Origin of the sequence: Pseudoalteromonas prydzensis, assembly GCF_011050055.1 — a bacterium.
Classification (GTDB): domain Bacteria; phylum Pseudomonadota; class Gammaproteobacteria; order Enterobacterales; family Alteromonadaceae; genus Pseudoalteromonas; species Pseudoalteromonas prydzensis_A.
In genome coordinates this window covers 19,161-37,033 of record NZ_DRGM01000049.1, presented here as the reverse complement: position 1 = coordinate 37,033, position 17,873 = coordinate 19,161, and the positions used below count along the sequence as shown (strand labels likewise).

The following is a 17,873-nucleotide window of genomic DNA, read 5'->3' as shown; positions in this document are numbered from 1 at the left end:
AATTACTTCACAAGCAAGCAAAAAACAGCTATTAAATTATACTTAATAAAAATTAATAAACATTTTGCAACATATCCATGCCCGTTTAACAACCTATAAGGCGCTTGTAAAAGGTTTAACATGAGGAAGTATTTATGAGTTTAATGTCAACCGAGCAAGTTGCAGAATTTTTAGGTGTTAAAGCTGAGCGTGTAAAACGTTTGGCCAGAGAAAGCTTACTGATTGTAAAAGGTGAAGACGCTAATGGCGAGCCGCAATTTGATGCTGATGAAGTCGCAAAATATAAAGAACTTGCGGCTCGTTTTGGTGGTCTCTAATCACTACTTTTTGAACTAATCAAACTATCTAACTGCGTACGTAATAATGTCACTTTATCTTCGACTGAGCGTGCGCTGTACCAGCAAATACACAAGACTAAAAATACCACTTGATAGCACTCTAGCTTCTTCACGCTGCGATAAAAACGCTGCGTATTAGGTAAGTGTTGTTGATAGTTTGCCAGCAAGCGCTGTTTTTGTTCATCATCGAGTGTAAAACTAACAACCAAGGCGGCTAAGTCAAAGTAGACGTCATTGCTCTTCGCGTATTCAAAATCAATTAAAAACATGCCTTGCGAGTTTACTATGATGTTTTCTTTCACCAAGTCATTATGACAAAAACCTTCATCACGAGGAAATAAGGCTATTTGCTGCAATGCGTTAGTCACACTTGCTTGGTAATACTGATATAGGCGAGTCTGTTGATAAAAAGCTAACTCATCGCTTATGTCCATTGCTACTGTCTGCACATGATAACCATGCAAAGCCACTAATTTTTGTAGTAGTTCAGTAGTGTATTCACCTTGTGCAATATCCCCTTCTAGATAGTCAAAAATCGCCAGCTTGTTCACTTCATCAGTCCACAGTGGTTTGGGGCATACCTGCTGTTGTGCAAATACAGTTTGCGCTGCTAAGCCCTGCACAGGCCAATGCTCACGATAGCACTTTAATAAAAAAGCCTGCTGTGCAGTGCGCACTAAAAAGTTATCGTTACTTAAACCGCTAACTAGCCGCTCAGTACTCAATACCTTGAGTTGCGAGTTAAAAGCGGCAAAAATGCCGCTAATTTCTTTACCTGTCATGCTACTTCTTATAATTGCGCCAAAGGCTTAGCTTGATTTTGCTCGTATTCTTCATACCAGGTTTTAAACCCCCATGCAGCCATTATGGTGTAGAAAATAAACAGCGCAAGTGTTGGGTAGTAGCCTTTTTCGTAATATAAGTACATAGAAGCCGCATCAATAACAATCCAATACAACCAGTTCTCAAGCACTTTTTTCGCCACTAAATACGTAGTGACTACCGCAAAGCAAGTCGTAAAACTATCTAAATAGGCGAACTCGGCATGCGTGTAATTTGTCATAATATAGCCAAATATCACCGCAACAATTGAAGTCAGTGAAATAATGGCGAAATGCTGCTTCAAACGCCATGAAGTGATCACTAAGCCATGTTGCTCAGCACTACCTTTGCGCCAGATAACCCAGCCATACACCGCCATATACATATAATAAAAATGCAATAACGACTCCATGAGTAAAGCGCCGTTCCAATACATGATGGTATAAATTAAGGTGCTAAAAAATGCCGCAGGCCAACACCAAAGGCTCTCTTTGATTGCTAGTAGTAAATACGCCATCGACAACGCTACAGCGAGATACTCCCAGTGCGACATTGCCGTGAACCCTGCGAGAGTTTCAGTAATAAATTCCATAATTGATCCACTAAGGCTTTAGCTGCTATTGGGGAGAGAGATCACCATTGAGGAACTTACAAACAAAAATAGCTTTGCCAAACTCTTCGTATGAACGCTTAATTTCAGTGCTAAGCACCGACATAACTAAATCGTAATCACCAAAGATTTGTGTTGATAAGGTGTTGGTAATCACTTTTAAATCATCGTAAGTATTTAAACGGTCAATAAACCCCTTAATAAATGGAATGTAATCTTGGTGCAGTGGGTACTTACTGATCTCAACAGATAATTTCATGATGTTCCTTAGCATTGGCTACAAAATAGGTCGTCATTGTAACTTGAGCTAAGCCACAAGTCATTCAAAGGTAGAGCAGATGCCGAAGAAGGTGTAAAATCAATGTAATTTCATTTTACCTTTAGGTTCATTATGCCACGCCGGATTACTTACAAATATAAAAACCAACCACGCGAAATAAACTTCGCTAAAGATAAATACCACGATATGTACCAAGCCATAGCGGCGGCTGAGGGCATTGATCTTACAAATTATTTAAAAATGGTGCAGCAAATTGAAATGACCTCTAAAGGCTCTGCATCGGTGCGTAATTTTCGTGATGAAGAATTTGCTCGCATGGGCTTTAGCGATGTATATTTTATTAAAGAGTAATGCTTGGCATTACTCTAAATACTCATAGCTTACCCGTGGGGTAATATTACAGACTAACTCGTAAGGGATTGTCGTGGCACATTGGGCAATTTCTTCAACGGGTAATTCTGGGCCCCACATCACCACCTCATCGCCTACTTTGATGCCATCAGCATTTGCACCAATATCAACACTGATCATATCCATAGAGATGTTGCCAGCAATACCATAACGTTTACCAGCAATCACCACCGGTGTGCCATGTTTAGCATGGCGCGGATAGCCATCACCATAACCCATGGCAACCACTGCAAGTTTAGTCGGCTGAGCGCTTTGCCAACAGCCGCCATAACCAACGCCTTGCGCAGCATCCACATCGCGAATAGCAATCACCTTTGTGGTTAAGCGCATCACAGGTTTTAAGTTGTGCTGCTCCCCCGTGCAATTCAGCATAGGTGAAACACCATACAGCATTAATCCTGGGCGTACCCAATCACCATGCCCCGCAGGCCACGCTATTATACCAGCCGAATTTGCTAAACAATGTGCTTGTTGTTTGCCTTGTACTAATGAATCAAACAAGCTAATTTGCTCAGCTGTTTTGGTATCACTAATATCATCGGCACTGGAAAAGTGCGTCATTAAATTGATCGTATCTTTAGCGTTATTGGTCGCTTGTAAGCGCTGATAAAAATCATTCAGCTGCGTTGGTGCAACCCCTAAACGATGCATACCGGTATTGATTTTCAGCCAGCAACTGATTGGTTCATCGAGCTTTGCATTTTCAAGTGCGCTGAGCTGGTTCTCATCATGGATAATGGTTTGAAAGTTATTGGCTAATAAAATCGGCAAATCATCTTGATGGAAAAAACCTTCCAGTAACACAATAGGCTTGGTCAGCCCGCCCGCACGCAGTGCTAAAGCTTCGTCAATTCGTGCCACAGCAAATGCGTCGGCATCATTAAGGTGCTGCGCTATTTTCACTAACCCATGGCCATAGGCATTGGCTTTTAATACCGCCATGACTTTGCTGTTAGGCGCAAACTGCCGCACTTGCGCTAAATTATGGGCAAGTGCCTGTAAGTTAATTTCGGCTATGGCTAAACGCATTAGTAATCATCGTCTATCGCTGGACCTGCGTAATTATCAAAACGCGAGAACTGACCTTGGAAGGTTAAACGTACTTTACCAATTGGGCCGTTACGTTGTTTACCTATGATGATTTCAGCCACGCCTTTTTCGGTGCTGTCTTCGTTATACACTTCATCACGGTAGATAAACATGATCAAATCGGCATCCTGCTCAATAGAGCCTGATTCACGTAAGTCAGAGTTAATTGGCCGTTTATCGGCACGTTGCTCTAGGGTACGGTTTAGCTGCGACAGTGCAACCACCGGGCATTGTAGCTCTTTTGCTAATGACTTAAGTGAGCGCGAGATTTCAGCAATCTCTAAAGTACGGTTATCAGAGAGGCTAGGAACACGCATCAGCTGCAAGTAATCGACCATGATCATACTAATACCACCGTGATCCCGCGCAATACGACGGGCACGAGAGCGCACATCGGTAGGTGTTAGGCCTGATGCATCATCAACATACATCTTACCTTTTTCCATTAATAAGCCCATGGTTGATGATAATCGCGCCCAATCGTCATCATCTAATTGACCGGTGCGCACTTTGGTCTGGTTGATTCGACCAAGGGAAGCCAACATCCTCATCATAATTTGCTCCGAGGGCATCTCTAATGAGTAAATTAACACCGGCTTATCTTGAGTCATCGCTGCGTGTTCAGCTAAGTTCATCGCAAATGTGGTTTTACCCATCGACGGACGGGCGGCCACAATGATTAAATCTGATGGCTGCAAACCTGTGGTCATTTTATCTAGATCGGCATAACCGGTACTTACCCCCGTCACACCATCTTGTGGTGACTGGTAGAGCTCTTCGATTTTATCAACGGTTTTTTCTAGGATGCTGTGTAAGCTTTGCGGGCCATCATTACTTTTGGTGCGCTGCTCAGCAATTTTAAACACTTTACTTTCTGCAAAGTCGAGTAAATCGTGACTGGTGCGCCCTTCAGGATTGAAACCTGCTTCGGCGATTTCATTAGCAACGCCAATCATTTCACGTACCACGGCACGTTCGCGCACGATATTCGCATAGGCGTCGATATTCGCCGCACTTGGCGTATTTTTAGCAATTTCAGCTAAATAAGCAAAACCACCAATGCCACTGAGTAAATTCTTTTTCTCTAAGCTCTCTGAGATGGTGATCAAATCAATTGGATCACCTATTTCAGCAAGCTCGACCATGGCCTCAAAAATTAGCTTGTGGGTACGGGTATAGAAATCTTGCGAAACTACCAACTCAGCAACACGGTCAAAAGCTTGATTATCAAGCATTAAGCCACCTAAAACAGATTGCTCTGCTTCAATGGAATGAGGAGGAACTTTAAGAGTGTCGACTTGTTTATCTGGTTTAGCCATAACTTCGCAATACTAACAATGAATGGCCTCTATTCTATCGACTTGGCTAAGCCGTGCAAAGAGCAAAGCAGGATTTCTTTTCCTACTTTGCTACGGGAGATTAGTTTTTCTTACGTAATTCAATGCGCCCGCTGATAGTATCGATTTCAATATCGGCATCACCACCGTTAACCGCAAACTCTAAATCACTTGATGGACCGTACTTGGCTTTTTTGGCCTTATCATTACTCAGCTCATTAATGATTTTGCCATTGGCATGGGCTTCAATTTCAAAGCGCGCAGACACGTTAGCAGGGAAATAAAAATCGGCATCACCACTAACTGATTCATAAGTAATTTGCGCGCCCTTTAATAACTCATTGATATGAATTTCACTTTCACCATTTACTGTGCTAATACGTAGGCTTTTTAATGCCACAAAAGCAAAGTCGATATCGCCATTAACGTTTTCTAAGCGAACTTCTTGTGCTGCTGTTTTGGATTTAATATCGCCATTGACGGCAGTAAAGCGCAGCGTGCCCTGTGAATCTTTGTCATTAATTTCGCCGTTAACGGTTTCATAGCGTATATCACCTTTTAAGTCTATCGCACTGACATCACCATTAACGGTATCAACACTAATATTGCCACTGATACTTTGTAAATTGATATCGCCATTAACAACATCAATATCAGCACCAGCGTTTAAATTTTTAACACTGATAGTGGCGTTAACACCGGTAAATTCAAGTTCGCTGCTATTTGGCATATAAATAACTAACTGAGAACCATCGCCACGATTCCAACCATTATTGTTACGCGGCATTTTAACAACAAATTCAATGCGGCCGCCTTGATCCTCTAAACGGTAACCTTGTGCTTTATCATCAAGCTCACCGGTGATCTGTAATTGTGGCTTATCCCAGCCCTCAATACGTACATCACCACGTTGGTTATCGATAAAAATGCGCTTATTAACTGGCACCTCAATTTGTTCATTAATTTTTTCACCTGCGGTGGCTAAAAACGGCAATAAAGTCAGTGCTAATAATAATGTTTTCATGGTTGATACTCCTAAATTTGTTGCCACTTCGGTGCATGCACCTTATTGATTAAGTCTAATTGTTGCTGATAAACCTGTGCGAGCATTTTTAACAGCGCTGGATTTTCAGGTTCATTTTCCAGTGCTTGCTTGATTGCCCGCTCAGCATCTTCTAATTCAACCAATTGCTGTTGCCAGTTATCGGTCAGCGCGGGCTGATTTTGATATTGCACTAATAAAGTTTGTTTTTGCTGGGTAAAATAGTCACTCATCACCACACTGGTTGCAGGCTCAGCAGCTGAAAATAACAACTGCACTGTTAATAAAGCGGCAACTGAACATGCAGCCACGCCAGCTAGTTTGGGCCATAGTACAGTTTTAACTTGTGGCTGCGGCGCATGTGTTAACGCTTTTTCTATACCTGGCCATAAATCTTTTTGTGGCGTAATTTCTGAGCCAGTGTTGTTAATGGACTCAGCTAAAAAGGTTTCAAAATCTGGCTTATTCATTTTCATACCACTCTTTTAATAACTGACGGGCGCGATGAAATTGCGACTTACTAGAACCCACTGCCATTCCTAACATAGTGGCAATTTCTTCATGGCGATAACCTTCAATGGCGTGCAACACAAACACCATACGCGCTCGCTCTGGGAGCCTAAGTACTAACTTATCCAGTCCATTGAGTCCTTGGCAATCTGTTGCGCTTTGTTCATCCATACCGCTTTGCTCGAAGCTCACTACTTTTTGCAACCAATTCTTATGTTTACGTAAATAGCTAATCGCAATATTACTGGTGACACTGTGCAGCCAAGTTGAAAACTGTGACTGCCCTTCAAAGCTGGCGATTTTATGCCACAGCTGCACAAACACTTCTTGAGTTGCATCTTCGGCATGTTCGCGATCTGCGAGTAACCGTAAGCACAAACCATAGACCCGCTTTACATGTAATTCATAAAGTGCCGCATAGGCATTTTGATCACCGCTTTTTACACGCGTAATAAGTGCATCTTCGCTTAACTGTGTAAAAGCCTGTTTTGCATCTATCAACATCTCAGATGTTGTCCCTTTATGATTATTATTTTGAATTTAGTGTATTAGACGTAAGGAAGGATCGAAAAGGTTTAAATGAAATAAAATTCTTTTTTACAAAAAACGGCTAACTGCAGAGTTAGCCGTTATTAGAGGGGAATTAGATTGTCGGTTTTATTGGTTCTTCAACAGGCTCTGCTGTTAGTGGTGTTGGAGCTTTATATGACCAGCCAAGAAAAACCAGTTTACTTGTAGTGGTACTACTACCGCCATTACTAACATTTGATAGATTTAAATCATGATGAATGCCACCTCGTCCAGAGGCTGTTACTGTCTTTCCTCGAATAGAGCCGCTAAAGCCACCATTAGCCACAATACTAACATCCGTTTTAGGAGCATAAATTGCAGCATATAAATCAGAATCAGCGCTAATATCTATGCCATTAGCTTCTGAAAAACCAGAGTAAATACTAAAAACGGGTTTACCGGTATCAGTTAAACCATGCTTCATAGTGATAGCACCAGCAGCTGCATTCATAGTTACTTTTCCAGCAATATAAAGCGTTAAACTACTGCCAGGTGCAATATCTATAAAAGAATCGCCAGTCATTTTAAAGTTACCATTTACGATTAGCGTAACATCACCACCGGTTACTTTTAAGATGCCATTATTTAAAGTAAAGCCACCAGATTTAAGTACTTTTTGGTCGATTTTCTCGTTAATTGTAGCCAGTTGATAATTCAGCGTTGCCGGTGGCTCACCTAACCAATTTTCCCATACATAAGCCCCTTGGTTCTCTATTTTAGATTGACCAATTTCAGGGGTTAACTCATAAATCACTCGAGTTTCGGGCTGGCCAACAACTAAGGTTGTGGTACTGTGTTTAACTAAAATATCTTCAGCTGCAGGGTCGGTTAGATCATTTACAACACTTTCAATATCAATAGGATCGCATTGCACTTTACTGGCTTCAAAGTTATCAGGATCTTGAAAAGCTACCAACTCGACATGTGGCGATTCATTATAGCGAGTATCAGAATATAGAATACCATCTTGCTCTAAGTGTGCAGCTAATCCTGCCGGCGCTTTTAATGTATTGCCGTACATGACATCGAGTCCATCATTATTTTTATTTACGAGGACTGTGCTTGCACTATTATTTGGAAAAATTAAATCGTTATTAGCACGAATAACACCCAGTATCTTACCTTGTTTCCATATTACATCACCACCTGATAATACATCGCCGCCGACAGCTGTATCAAGTGGGAAACCTTCAGGTAAAAGAGGATCGGTTGATACTGTAAAATTCGAATCTATCTCAATACTATTATTTGCTTTTAAACTACCCACAATAGGAGACGAGCCTGAAAAAATAATACTTCCAGTAGCATGAACACTGCCCCAAATAGTTGAAGCACCAGATAACGTCACGTCTTTATCTTTATAAATAGTGCCTATTACAGCAGCGGCTTCGGCATTATCGGGATCGTAATCGCCTAGGCTTGAGTCATAACTATCAATGCGACCACTGGCACTGAGTGACACCCCTTCACAACCCACGATTGCATTTTCAAAAACAGAGCCACCTTTACCTGGCGTAAAACCAAACCGTGCCACTAAATTACTTTGTGCATCGCCATTATAACGCTCACCAATGCTAGAGATTTCAAGCTCTCCAGCGGCATTTTTAGCGATACTTGCATTATAAGTAGCATCATCGCCAATCAAACCAATACCAGAGATATTACCTGTTGCAGCAATTAAGCCATCGATATCTAAGCTTTTATCATCTAATAAAGCTTGCTGTAGTAATTTAGCTTCTTCAAAAACACCTTTTTCAGCCAATAATCGGCTATTCATTTTCTTTTGAAAATTACCGCTCATACGCTCTTGAACAATATTTTCACGCAATGAATTAAGCACCACAATACTCGCCATACTAGTGAGGATAAGTACTGTAACAAGTGTAAAACCGCATTGTTTTTTAGCCATTACACACCACCAAAAGCATTGTTTAAAATCACATTAGATACAGCAATATCAATGGCAATCGTGTTACCAAATTGCGCAGGTAAGTTTTCTGGGCCAACATTAATAGTGACAATGTTGTTATCAATTGCAAAACTCAACTGGGCGACTCCCGTCAATAACCGCTCTGCTGGAGCGGCTCCTATCGCACACATTAAATTAGAGCCAGCTAAGCTATAAACCTCTGTAATAGCAGCGGCTGAGACGCTGCCATTGCAGCTAATAACCCCAGCTGGCTGAGAAATAGTTATTGTTGAACCATCTGCGGCAAGCACTGGTACTGTTGGAGTTTGCTTTATACTACGATTAAACACTTTGCTGGTATAGCGGATCACTTCTTGCGCATTTTCCAGCTCTTTACTAACAGTAATAGTGCCTTTAATAGCAGAGTATGACAGGCTAACGCCAGCTAGTAGGAATGAACCAGCGGCTAGAGCCACCATCAGTTCTACTAGGGTATAACCTCGTATGCGTGATAAAACGCTCATCAGATACAGCCAACGGGTAGTTCGGGGTAACTAGCATTTAAGGTAATTTGATTTTCTAATTGAGCAGGGTCTTGTTGCTTGATCCGCTCATCAGCCCATGAAACGGTGATTTGCATATCATGTCCATATGTTGCAGGTAAGCTCAGTTGATAATCATCTAGTTGTGGGCCTAAAAAAGCACGAAAATTGGCTTCGGTAAATAATGCCGGATTTGTTGTTTGTAATTCACACAAGCGAGGCCAAATACGCTCTAAGGTATTTTGCCCTTGCACCAGCGATACAGTGTAATTAAAACTGTTAGTGGCATATTGGAGTGATTTGAGTTGTGCTGCTGCCAACCCTAATAAAGCAATACCGGCAATAACCACCGACAGCATCACCTCTAATAATGAAAAACCACTTTGTTTAATCATTATGCACACGCCACTGACTGTTCAGCCAACCAATTTTGGCCGCTTTTTAAAATGCACAAGTAATAATCTACCGTTTTATCATTGTCATCTTTGACCAATATTTCGCTCGCAGCCGAGATTTCACCACTTGACCAGACAGTTCGATCGACTAACCCAACGGTTACGCCTTGGTGTTGGATCACAAATTCTTTTAATACCGTATCAACCCCATCAACAGCTGCTTTTACCTGCCATTTATCGCCACTTACCACTAATTTAACATCACGGTCACGTTTTACCGCCTCACTACGCGCATATTTATAAACACTGTTCAGTTGATTGGCAGTAGTCACCACGCGATCTTGCATGATTTGCTGGCTAAATGATGGAAACGCTAATACTGCCATGATCGCTACAATCCCAACCACGATCATTAGCTCTACTAATGTGAAACCTGCTGTTCGAGTCATTGTTATTCCCAGCAATTATTAGCGTCAGCTAATTGTGTACCATCATGCTTAATCACTAAAGCACCGCAACGATCTCCCACTTGGGCAGAGCCTAGTTTTGGAGTTGCCGTTAATGTAAATGCACGACTTTTAAAATTAGCATCCGCTGCAGCGCCGCTAACGCGGTTTAGCGCTTTATAAGTAAAAGTATAAAAATCTATATTTGTTGCCGTGTCAAAAGCGTTTGGATAACCACCATTACGCGAATAAATCCGCTCTAAGACTGCACCATGTTGCAACATTACTTGTTGAATATCGGCACGGCGACTGCGCTCCATATGCTCAATATATGAAGGCATAACAACGCTATATAAAATGCCTAGAATAGCGACTACGATTAATAGCTCGATTAATGTGAAACCTGCAGCAAGCTTCGCATTTTTCATCATCTGTTGTTTCAATTTTTACATCCTTAACACTATGCCCAGTGCACAAACAATATACAGTGACAACGCTGTCATTGTCAACAATCTGTAACCTAATTACAATGTCGCTACATTCTAATAGGTATAAATAATTAGTTTTTATTTTAAATCAAACAATACCAAATAAAAAACCTAAAAAAGGGACTTTAATCAATATTTATGCGGAAAATGACTGTTAGTGATATGGGTGAGAGTAATAAACAAAAAAGCCGCACTTTTCAGCACGGCTTTTTTCGCTTAATTAAAAAATTAAGCTTCAGCGATCACGATTACTTTGATAGTAGCCGTTACTTCTGAATGAACTGCGATTGATACGTCAAATTCGCCAGTCTCACGGATAGTACCTAGAGGTAAACGAACTTCTGACTTAGCAACTTCAACACCAACAGCTGAGATAGCGTCAGCGATGTCGCGAGTACCGATAGAACCGAATAACTTACCTTCGTCACCGGCTTTAGATACTAATGTAACTTCAGCTAATGCTTCTAACTTATCGGCGCGTGCTTGTGCAGCAACAAGCTGGTCAGCGATTTTCGCTTCAAGCTCAGCACGACGTGCGTCAAAAGTTTCAATGTTAGCTTTAGTTGCAGGAACTGCCTTACCTTGTGGGAAAAGGAAGTTACGTGCGAAGCCAGATTTAACTACAACCTGGTCACCTAGGCCACCTAGGTTAGCGATCTTATCTAGTAGAATAACTTGCATGTTTCTACACCTTTTAAAAACGTGTTAATCCGCTGCTTACTTATGTAAGTCAGTGTATGGAAGAAGGGCTAAGTAGCGAGCACGCTTGATAGCAGTTGCTAGCTGGCGCTGGTATTTAGCGCTAGTACCTGTAATACGGCTAGGTACGATTTTGCCACTTTCTGTAACATAGTTTCTAAGAGTAGCTAGATCTTTATAATCGATTTGTTGTACGCCTTCCGCTTTAAAGCGGCAGAACTTACGACGTCTGAAATAACGTGCCATGAGATAAATTCCTCAAATAATTCTTTCTATATGCTGAGCATGCAAAACCAATTGGCTAAGGCCGTTACGACCTTCGTGACGATTTAAAAAACCGCTCACTTGCAATGCCTGCCCAACGTGCAAATGTTGAGTCTGTTGTTGCATTTGCTTGCCACTGGCAACCACTTGAAGCCTGACATAACTATTACGGTTAAGGTCTGCTTCAACTTGCATTGATTTATGTTCTACAACAAAAATACAATGCGGGATACCAGCAGGGCTTTGGCTAAACTTAGGTGTTTTACAAACAACCCCAGAAATAACCAGCTGATTCATAAAAGGACTGACCATATGGTTTACCTTAAAATTCTCGCTGATCAAACGCCATGCTTGGACTCAAAACAATTAAGCAGCTGGTGCTTCTTTCTTCTCTTCTCTTACAAGAGGAGATGCTTCAGTTACAGCGTCTTTAGTACGCATAACTAAGTTACGAAGCACTGCATCGTTGTAGCGGAAAGTAGTTTCTAGCTCGCTGATTACTTCAGTAGGTGCTTCAACGTTCATAAGAACATAATGAGCTTTATGAAGCTTGTTGATTGGGTATGCCAATTGACGGCGGCCCCAGTCTTCAAGACGGTGGATAACACCACCAGCTTCAGTGATAGAACCAGTATAACGTTCGATCATACCAGAAACTTGCTCACTCTGATCTGGGTGAACCATGAATACGATTTCGTAATGACGCATGGATATTCCTTACGGTTAATAGAGCCTTCTACCGTTTCAGCCGGTCGGTTTAAGGCAAGGAATTAATATTAATTAGGCCGAAATGAGCGCGCATTTTACGCTTAGTCGGAAAATTAAGCAAGTAGGTTTTTAGCTTTTATGGCTGTGTCGCATTTCGCTGACGCAGCACTTCAAACAAACAAATGCCTGTTGCTACAGATACGTTTAAGCTTGAAACGGTGCCGGCCATGGGAATTTTAACTAACACATCGCAATGCTCGCGCGTTAAGCGACGCATACCTTCACCTTCGGCGCCCATAACAATCGCCATAGGGCCAGTTAGATTGGCATCAAATACATGCACATTGGTTTCACCCGCAGTGCCAACCACCCATACTCCAGCGTCTTTCATTTCACGCAAAGTACGAGCGAGGTTAGTTACTTGAATAAGCGGTACTGTTTCAGCGGCGCCACAGGCCACTTTGCGTGCTGTGCCATTTAATTTAGCTGACTTATCTTTTGGCACAATGATCGCGTGTACGCCAGCGGCATCGGCACTACGCAAACAGGCACCTAAGTTATGTGGATCTGTTATGCCATCGAGAACCAGTAAAAATGGCGTTTCTTCACGAGCAATGATTGCATCTAAATCTTTTTCATTGAAAGTCGGTGCTGCGATAACGTTAGCAATAATGCCTTGGTGCTGTTCACCCTTTGATTTGTTATCAAGGGCTTTACGTTGCATAAATTGTACAGAAATACCAAATTTACGCGCTTCTTCAATGATTGGAGACAAGCGTTTGTCGTCACGTCCTTTTAGGGCATAAATCTCAATAAAACGCTCCGGCTCACTTGCGAAAATTGCTTCAACAGAGTGAAAGCCAAAAATTAATTCATTACTCACGTATCACTTGCTCCTGAACTCTTACTTTTACGGGCATTTTTGCCGGATCTTTTCGGCTTTTTAACGGCCTTTTTTTTCGGTTTTTTTGCTGTTGTGGTAGTGGTTGCTGCAGCTGATTTCCCTGCTGGCTTCTTTTTACCTCTACTAGCACTGCTTTTTTTTGGCTTTGCTTTGCTTTGTTCAGTGCGACCTTTATGCTCAGCAGCTACTGTTTCATCAGCTTTTTTACCTGGTATTTTGCCGCGTTTTAACTGCGAACGAACGCTTGCTGGGGCATGGCCTTTCGCATCACTACGGCGACGAGCATATCTATCTTGTGCTGCATTGCCATCTATCGTTAAGTTAATACGCCGCTCATCTAAGCTTACCGATGCCACCTGAACCGTTACTTTATCGCCTAAACGATACACTTTATGAGAATGCTCGCCAATTAAGCAATGTTTAGTGCCATCGTATTGGAAGTATTCATCGCCTAAATTAGTCACGTGGATCAGACCATCAATTTGTAAATCAGCTAAGCGAATAAACAAACCAAAGTTGGTAACCGATGAGATCACCCCGTCAAATTCGTCGCCCACATGATCTTGCATATATTCGCACTTAAGCCAATCGGCTACTTCGCGAGTTGCATCATCGGCACGACGCTCCGTATTTGAACACTGCTCACCTAACTGGGCAACTTCTTCGTCGCTATATACATAAGCACCGGATGTCACCATGCCCTGCGCTTTTAAAATGCCTTTAATGGCACGGTGCACCACTAAATCAGGGTAACGACGAATAGGCGAGGTAAAGTGTGCGTATTCACCCAACGATAAACCAAAGTGACCAATATTCTCCGCTTGATACACTGCCTGTTTCATCGAACGCAGTAACATAGTTTGAATAAGCTCAGCATCGGGACGATCGCCAAGTTTAGCTAATACGTGAGTAATTTCTTTCGGCGTTGGCTCGTCACTGAGTGTTGATTCAATACCCAGCTCGGAAAGGAACTGCCTAAAGTTCCCCAGCTTTTCACTATCAGGTTCTGCGTGAACACGGTAAAGTGCGCTGGCTTCATGTTTTTCAAGCATTTTGGCCGCAGATACATTAGCCAAAATCATACATTCTTCGATCAGCTTATGCGCATCGTTACGCAGCACAGGCACAATAGACTCAATTTTACGTTGGGCGTTAAATACAAAGCGTGTTTCAAGGGTTTCAAATTCTATCGCACCACGCTCTTGGCGTGCAGCCTTTAATGCCATGTACATTTGCTGTAAATCAGTTAAATGTGGCACAACCGCCGCGTACTCGGTACGAAGCTTTTCATCGTTTTGTAAAATAGCGTTTACTTTGGTGTAAGTTAACCGCGCATGTGAATTCATCACCGCTTCGTAAAAACGATAACCCGACAGTTTACCTTCAGCCGATACCAACATTTCCGCGACCATACATAAACGGTCAACTTTTGGATTTAGTGAGCATAACCCGTTGGACAATACTTTTGGCAGCATAGGAATAACTTGCTCAGGGAAATACACTGAGTTACCACGCTCGATTGCCTCGGCATTAAGTGGCGTATTCATTGCAACGTAATGCGATACATCGGCAATCGCCACCCATAAGCGCCAGCCACCCGATTCAACAGGCTCACAATATACGGCATCATCAAAATCGCGGGCGTCTTCGCCATCAATCGTAACCAATGGTAAATCACGTAAATCAACTCGGTTTTGCTTGTCGGCTTCTTCAACAAACTCACCTAAATGTGCAACCTGCTTTTCAACCGCTTCAGGCCAGACATGGGGAATATCGTGATTACGCAGCGCGACTTCAATTTCCATACCCGGCGCTAAATGCTCACCCAATACATCAATCACTTTGCCCACTGCATTCATATTGCGATTCGGGTTTTGAGTGATTTGCACTTGCACCATTTGATTATGGCGAGCGCCATTTTCACTGCCTGGTAAAATGATAATATCTTGCGTAATGCGCGGATCTTCCGCCACCACCACAGCAATACCATGTTCAACAAAATAGCGGCCAACAATCGGCGCGCGTTCGCCAGACAACACTTTAATAATACGTGCGTCACACTTGCCGCCAGAGCCGCGTTTGCTGCCTTTAGCGAGCACAATGTCACCATGCAGTACCATACTCATTTGATGCTTGGCAATAAACCAGTCTTTACTTTCGCCTTCGACTTCTAAAAAGCCAAACCCATCACGGTGACCAATTACTTTACCTTTAACAAGCCCAGCTTCATCAATTAAGGCGTAGCATTTGAATTTATTAAAGAACAGTTGACCGTCGCGCTCCATGGCACGTAAGCGACGCTTGAAAGCAATTTGGCGTTCATCATCGCTTACTGCTAATTCCTCACATAATTGATGGAAGTTAGCTGGCTTGGCGCGCTCTTTTAGGTGAGTAAGTATAAACTCACGACTTGGGACAGGGTTTTCGTACTTTTCTTGTTCTCGACTGAGATTAGGATCTTGGTTTGACATTCACTATCTTGTTAGTTGGTTATGACGTTATTTTAACCCATAACCAATCAATGAGACAGGCAAAAGCTATGAAACTTTTAAGAAAGCGTATTTAGATGAGCTAAATTAACTGAAAAAGTCTATAACCAGCCTTTTTGTTTAGCTATACGCGCCGCGTCCACTCGGTTACAGGCATTGAGTTTAGCAATCGCATCGGATAAATAATTACGTACCGTGCCTTCGCTTAAATATAACTTGGCGGCAATATCGGCTGTTTTCAACCCTTCGCCTGCGAGTTGCAATGCTTTTCGTTCTTTATCTGTCAGTGGATCAACATCATCTAATGCGTTAATAGCAAGCTCAGGATCAATGACCTTTTGTCCGTGCATTACTTTTTTAAGCGCACTAATTAATTCATCACTTGGGGCTTCTTTTAAAATAAAGCCCTTCACACCAGCATTTAAAGAGCGCCGAATATAACCCGCACGCGAAAAGGTGGTCATAATAACTATTTTTATCGCAGGGTATTTTGATGCAATTTGCTCACTGAGTTCGATGCCGTTCATGCTAGGCATTTCGATATCAGTTAAAATAATATCAGGCAGTGAGTTGCTATCGAGCATATTTATGGCTGTTAATGCATCTTGTCCGTTACTTGCTTGGTCAATTACTTCAATATTAAAATCTAGACTTAATAATGCTGCGATTGCGTCGCGTACAAGTGCCTGATCTTCTACTAAATACACCTTGATCATTGTAAATCCCTCGCTGTTAAAGGCAGCATTACAGTTAAACTAAAGTTATTCTCACAGGAAAATGTAGCCTTTCCGTCTAGCTGCTCTACGCGCTCTTTAATGCCATTTAAACCATTTCCAGGTTTTATTGAGCTGCATGGTGAATTATCAATCACATTGATTATTAATTGCTGCTGATTTTGCGTTATGCTAACTATACATGTCTTGGTGCTGCTATGGCGTAGTAAGTTAGTAACAGCTTCCTTAATGATAAGACCTGCTATGCCTTCTACTTTCGCAGGTAACGCAGTTAATTTCACGTTAAAATCAGCCTCAAAACCGTGTTCAATTAGCCTTTGTTTTAATTGGGAAATTTGACTAGTAAGGTTGAGCTGTTTTAAATCACTGACAGCACTTCTCACATCACTTAATAGCTGCCTTGCAAGTTCGGCCACTTGGTCTATTTCGCTATTTGCTTGGCTGTAGCGTTGTGCATGATTAAGTTTACTTGCCAGCTCTGCTTTTAATGCTATTGATGATAATGAATGCCCTAAAATATCATGTAGATCGCGGGCAATACGCTCCCGTTCAGCAATGGCTGCTATTTGCTCTAATTGCTTTGCGCTTTGTTGTTCACGGCTTTTATGTATTTGCTCCCTTTTTGCAGCTATGCCATAGCTAAATAAAGCGGCACATAAAATTAAAGCGACGGCTAAAAAATACTCAAGCTTTGCCAATCCACTTATATACGCGCTACTTAAAACCGCTAATATTATTGCTAAAGCGGCATAAACTCGCTGTTCTTTGTTGTAGCTAAAACCTGCAACATAGGCTGCAAAACCAAATAAGGTCGGGGTACCAGACGTAAAGAACGTAGCGCTAAAACAAATTATAAGCAGGCCCACAAAGAGCGTCGTTACCTTTGTGCTGTCACAGTTTATTGCTTTGATATACAAAAGGACAAAAGCACAATAAAAAACTAAAGACATGGTAACTTGTTTAGCCGTAAAATTTTCAAAATCAATAATTAACGGCAATAAATAAAAGCCTGTAAAAATTAAATGTCCATATTTCCAAAACCCTTTATCTATTTGCTTAGCAACCGTGTGAAGTGAACTCATACTAAGATCCTTGGCATATCGTTTTATTTATAGTTATGTTTTGACTAAATAACACAAAAACACATAAGAGCATAAAGTAACCAGTGCAACTCATATGCACGCTATATATTTCAAAAAACTCACTGATATCTAGACTTATTGAAATTAAAGCATTCATAATTACCTCCATTTGAATACGGTAACTATGCCAGCCCCTAAACAAAA

The 17,873-nt window shown here is 41.8% G+C and carries 23 protein-coding genes; 2 read left to right on the top strand and 21 right to left on the bottom strand.

What is annotated here, in order from left to right:
* Positions 1-134: 134 nt before the first annotated feature.
* Positions 135-317, top strand: a complete 183-nt coding sequence (locus tag ENH88_RS04530) for a helix-turn-helix domain-containing protein (RefSeq protein WP_304180132.1) — start codon at positions 135-137, stop codon at positions 315-317.
* On the opposite strand, the gene ENH88_RS04525 is transcribed toward ENH88_RS04530, so the two are convergent.
* Genes ENH88_RS04525 through ENH88_RS04515 form a run of 3 tightly spaced genes read right to left on the bottom strand, consistent with a single transcriptional unit; the run spans position 314 to position 2,029 of the window.
* Complete coding sequence (locus tag ENH88_RS04525; RefSeq protein ID WP_304180129.1) at positions 314-1,120, bottom strand: phosphotransferase; 807 nt, start codon at positions 1,118-1,120, stop codon at positions 314-316. The genes ENH88_RS04530 and ENH88_RS04525 overlap by 4 nt on opposite strands.
* Positions 1,121-1,128: 8 nt before the next feature.
* Complete coding sequence (pnuC, locus tag ENH88_RS04520; RefSeq protein WP_304180127.1) at positions 1,129-1,752, bottom strand: nicotinamide riboside transporter PnuC; 624 nt, start codon at positions 1,750-1,752, stop codon at positions 1,129-1,131.
* Between the two features lie 25 nt (positions 1,753-1,777).
* The gene (locus ENH88_RS04515) at positions 1,778-2,029 is read right to left on the bottom strand and encodes a hypothetical protein (RefSeq protein ID WP_304180125.1); all 252 of its coding nucleotides are present in this window, start codon (positions 2,027-2,029) and stop codon (positions 1,778-1,780) included.
* A 132-nt stretch (positions 2,030-2,161) separates the two neighbouring features.
* Here ENH88_RS04515 and ENH88_RS04510 point away from each other — a divergent pair, with 132 nt between their 5' ends.
* A complete protein-coding gene (locus ENH88_RS04510) occupies positions 2,162-2,401 on the top strand; it encodes a DUF2960 domain-containing protein (RefSeq protein ID WP_304180122.1) in 240 nt (79 codons plus the stop codon).
* A gap of 9 nt (positions 2,402-2,410) precedes the next feature.
* Here the strand turns inward: ENH88_RS04510 and alr are convergent, their stop codons facing one another.
* From alr to ENH88_RS04420, 18 genes are all read right to left on the bottom strand, one after another.
* A complete protein-coding gene (gene alr, locus ENH88_RS04505) occupies positions 2,411-3,490 on the bottom strand; it encodes an alanine racemase (protein ID WP_304180119.1) in 1,080 nt (359 codons plus the stop codon).
* Positions 3,490-4,869 (bottom strand): replicative DNA helicase, encoded by a 1,380-nt coding sequence (gene dnaB / locus ENH88_RS04500; RefSeq protein ID WP_304180116.1) that lies wholly within the window; start codon positions 4,867-4,869, stop codon positions 3,490-3,492. Before dnaB ends, alr begins: the two co-directional genes overlap by 1 nt.
* 100 nt (positions 4,870-4,969) lie before the next feature.
* Entirely contained in the window at positions 4,970-5,911 is a 942-nt protein-coding gene (locus tag ENH88_RS04495) for a DUF4097 family beta strand repeat-containing protein (RefSeq protein ID WP_304180113.1), read from the bottom strand.
* 11 nt (positions 5,912-5,922) lie between these two features.
* Entirely contained in the window at positions 5,923-6,405 is a 483-nt protein-coding gene (locus ENH88_RS04490) for a hypothetical protein (RefSeq protein WP_304180110.1), read from the bottom strand.
* Positions 6,392-6,943, bottom strand: a complete 552-nt coding sequence (locus ENH88_RS04485; RefSeq protein WP_304180107.1) for an RNA polymerase sigma factor — start codon at positions 6,941-6,943, stop codon at positions 6,392-6,394. Before ENH88_RS04485 ends, ENH88_RS04490 begins: the two co-directional genes overlap by 14 nt.
* 139 nt (positions 6,944-7,082) lie before the next feature.
* Positions 7,083-8,918, bottom strand: coding sequence for a pilus assembly PilX family protein (locus tag ENH88_RS04480; RefSeq protein ID WP_304180104.1), 1,836 nt, complete (start codon positions 8,916-8,918; stop codon positions 7,083-7,085).
* Positions 8,918-9,442 (bottom strand): PilW family protein, encoded by a 525-nt coding sequence (locus tag ENH88_RS04475; RefSeq protein ID WP_304180101.1) that lies wholly within the window; start codon positions 9,440-9,442, stop codon positions 8,918-8,920. Before ENH88_RS04475 ends, ENH88_RS04480 begins: the two co-directional genes overlap by 1 nt.
* Positions 9,442-9,855, bottom strand: coding sequence for a type IV pilus modification PilV family protein (locus tag ENH88_RS04470; RefSeq protein ID WP_304180098.1), 414 nt, complete (start codon positions 9,853-9,855; stop codon positions 9,442-9,444). Before ENH88_RS04470 ends, ENH88_RS04475 begins: the two co-directional genes overlap by 1 nt.
* A complete protein-coding gene (locus ENH88_RS04465; protein WP_304180095.1) occupies positions 9,855-10,304 on the bottom strand; it encodes a GspH/FimT family pseudopilin in 450 nt (149 codons plus the stop codon). Before ENH88_RS04465 ends, ENH88_RS04470 begins: the two co-directional genes overlap by 1 nt.
* A gap of 2 nt (positions 10,305-10,306) precedes the next feature.
* The gene (locus tag ENH88_RS04460) at positions 10,307-10,744 is read right to left on the bottom strand and encodes a type IV pilin protein (RefSeq protein ID WP_349768643.1); all 438 of its coding nucleotides are present in this window, start codon (positions 10,742-10,744) and stop codon (positions 10,307-10,309) included.
* 273 nt (positions 10,745-11,017) lie between these two features.
* Positions 11,018-11,470, bottom strand: a complete 453-nt coding sequence (gene rplI, locus ENH88_RS04455) for a 50S ribosomal protein L9 (RefSeq protein ID WP_011329089.1) — start codon at positions 11,468-11,470, stop codon at positions 11,018-11,020.
* A gap of 36 nt (positions 11,471-11,506) precedes the next feature.
* The gene (gene rpsR, locus ENH88_RS04450; protein ID WP_002962753.1) at positions 11,507-11,734 is read right to left on the bottom strand and encodes a 30S ribosomal protein S18; all 228 of its coding nucleotides are present in this window, start codon (positions 11,732-11,734) and stop codon (positions 11,507-11,509) included.
* 12 nt (positions 11,735-11,746) lie between these two features.
* Complete coding sequence (priB, locus tag ENH88_RS04445) at positions 11,747-12,064, bottom strand: primosomal replication protein N (protein WP_145236977.1); 318 nt, start codon at positions 12,062-12,064, stop codon at positions 11,747-11,749.
* Between the two features lie 54 nt (positions 12,065-12,118).
* The gene (gene rpsF, locus ENH88_RS04440) at positions 12,119-12,460 is read right to left on the bottom strand and encodes a 30S ribosomal protein S6 (protein ID WP_145236974.1); all 342 of its coding nucleotides are present in this window, start codon (positions 12,458-12,460) and stop codon (positions 12,119-12,121) included.
* A 136-nt stretch (positions 12,461-12,596) separates the two neighbouring features.
* Positions 12,597-13,343, bottom strand: coding sequence for a 23S rRNA (guanosine(2251)-2'-O)-methyltransferase RlmB (rlmB, locus tag ENH88_RS04435; RefSeq protein WP_304179947.1), 747 nt, complete (start codon positions 13,341-13,343; stop codon positions 12,597-12,599).
* Positions 13,340-15,835 carry a ribonuclease R gene (rnr, locus tag ENH88_RS04430; protein WP_304179944.1) on the bottom strand — a complete coding sequence of 832 codons (2,496 nt, stop codon included), beginning with the start codon at positions 15,833-15,835 and terminating at the stop codon, positions 13,340-13,342. The genes rlmB and rnr overlap by 4 nt, the downstream gene beginning before the upstream one ends.
* A gap of 119 nt (positions 15,836-15,954) precedes the next feature.
* Entirely contained in the window at positions 15,955-16,569 is a 615-nt protein-coding gene (locus ENH88_RS04425) for a response regulator transcription factor (protein ID WP_304179941.1), read from the bottom strand.
* Positions 16,566-17,669: a sensor histidine kinase gene (locus tag ENH88_RS04420; RefSeq protein ID WP_304179939.1), complete on the bottom strand. Its 1,104-nt coding sequence runs from the start codon at positions 17,667-17,669 to the stop codon at positions 16,566-16,568. Before ENH88_RS04420 ends, ENH88_RS04425 begins: the two co-directional genes overlap by 4 nt.
* Positions 17,670-17,873: the final 204 nt, after the last annotated feature.

Bases quoted from the DNA above. Each gene is read 5' to 3' on its own strand.
- ENH88_RS04530 (WP_304180132.1), top strand. From the start codon at position 135: ATGAGTTTAATGTCAACCGAGCAAGTTGCAGAATTTTTAGGTGTTAAA.
- ENH88_RS04525 (WP_304180129.1), bottom strand. From the start codon at position 1,120: ATGACAGGTAAAGAAATTAGCGGCATTTTTGCCGCTTTTAACTCGCAA.
- pnuC (WP_304180127.1), bottom strand. From the start codon at position 1,752: ATGGAATTTATTACTGAAACTCTCGCAGGGTTCACGGCAATGTCGCAC.
- ENH88_RS04515 (WP_304180125.1), bottom strand. From the start codon at position 2,029: ATGAAATTATCTGTTGAGATCAGTAAGTACCCACTGCACCAAGATTAC.
- ENH88_RS04510 (WP_304180122.1), top strand. From the start codon at position 2,162: ATGCCACGCCGGATTACTTACAAATATAAAAACCAACCACGCGAAATA.
- alr (WP_304180119.1), bottom strand. From the start codon at position 3,490: ATGCGTTTAGCCATAGCCGAAATTAACTTACAGGCACTTGCCCATAAT.
- dnaB (WP_304180116.1), bottom strand. From the start codon at position 4,869: ATGGCTAAACCAGATAAACAAGTCGACACTCTTAAAGTTCCTCCTCAT.
- ENH88_RS04495 (WP_304180113.1), bottom strand. From the start codon at position 5,911: ATGAAAACATTATTATTAGCACTGACTTTATTGCCGTTTTTAGCCACC.
- ENH88_RS04490 (WP_304180110.1), bottom strand. From the start codon at position 6,405: ATGAAAATGAATAAGCCAGATTTTGAAACCTTTTTAGCTGAGTCCATT.
- ENH88_RS04485 (WP_304180107.1), bottom strand. From the start codon at position 6,943: ATGTTGATAGATGCAAAACAGGCTTTTACACAGTTAAGCGAAGATGCA.
- ENH88_RS04480 (WP_304180104.1), bottom strand. From the start codon at position 8,918: ATGGCTAAAAAACAATGCGGTTTTACACTTGTTACAGTACTTATCCTC.
- ENH88_RS04475 (WP_304180101.1), bottom strand. From the start codon at position 9,442: ATGAGCGTTTTATCACGCATACGAGGTTATACCCTAGTAGAACTGATG.
- ENH88_RS04470 (WP_304180098.1), bottom strand. From the start codon at position 9,855: ATGATTAAACAAAGTGGTTTTTCATTATTAGAGGTGATGCTGTCGGTG.
- ENH88_RS04465 (WP_304180095.1), bottom strand. From the start codon at position 10,304: ATGACTCGAACAGCAGGTTTCACATTAGTAGAGCTAATGATCGTGGTT.
- rplI (WP_011329089.1), bottom strand. From the start codon at position 11,470: ATGCAAGTTATTCTACTAGATAAGATCGCTAACCTAGGTGGCCTAGGT.
- rpsR (WP_002962753.1), bottom strand. From the start codon at position 11,734: ATGGCACGTTATTTCAGACGTCGTAAGTTCTGCCGCTTTAAAGCGGAA.
- priB (WP_145236977.1), bottom strand. From the start codon at position 12,064: ATGGTCAGTCCTTTTATGAATCAGCTGGTTATTTCTGGGGTTGTTTGT.
- rpsF (WP_145236974.1), bottom strand. From the start codon at position 12,460: ATGCGTCATTACGAAATCGTATTCATGGTTCACCCAGATCAGAGTGAG.
- rnr (WP_304179944.1), bottom strand. From the start codon at position 15,835: ATGTCAAACCAAGATCCTAATCTCAGTCGAGAACAAGAAAAGTACGAA.
- ENH88_RS04425 (WP_304179941.1), bottom strand. From the start codon at position 16,569: ATGATCAAGGTGTATTTAGTAGAAGATCAGGCACTTGTACGCGACGCA.
- ENH88_RS04420 (WP_304179939.1), bottom strand. From the start codon at position 17,669: ATGAGTTCACTTCACACGGTTGCTAAGCAAATAGATAAAGGGTTTTGG.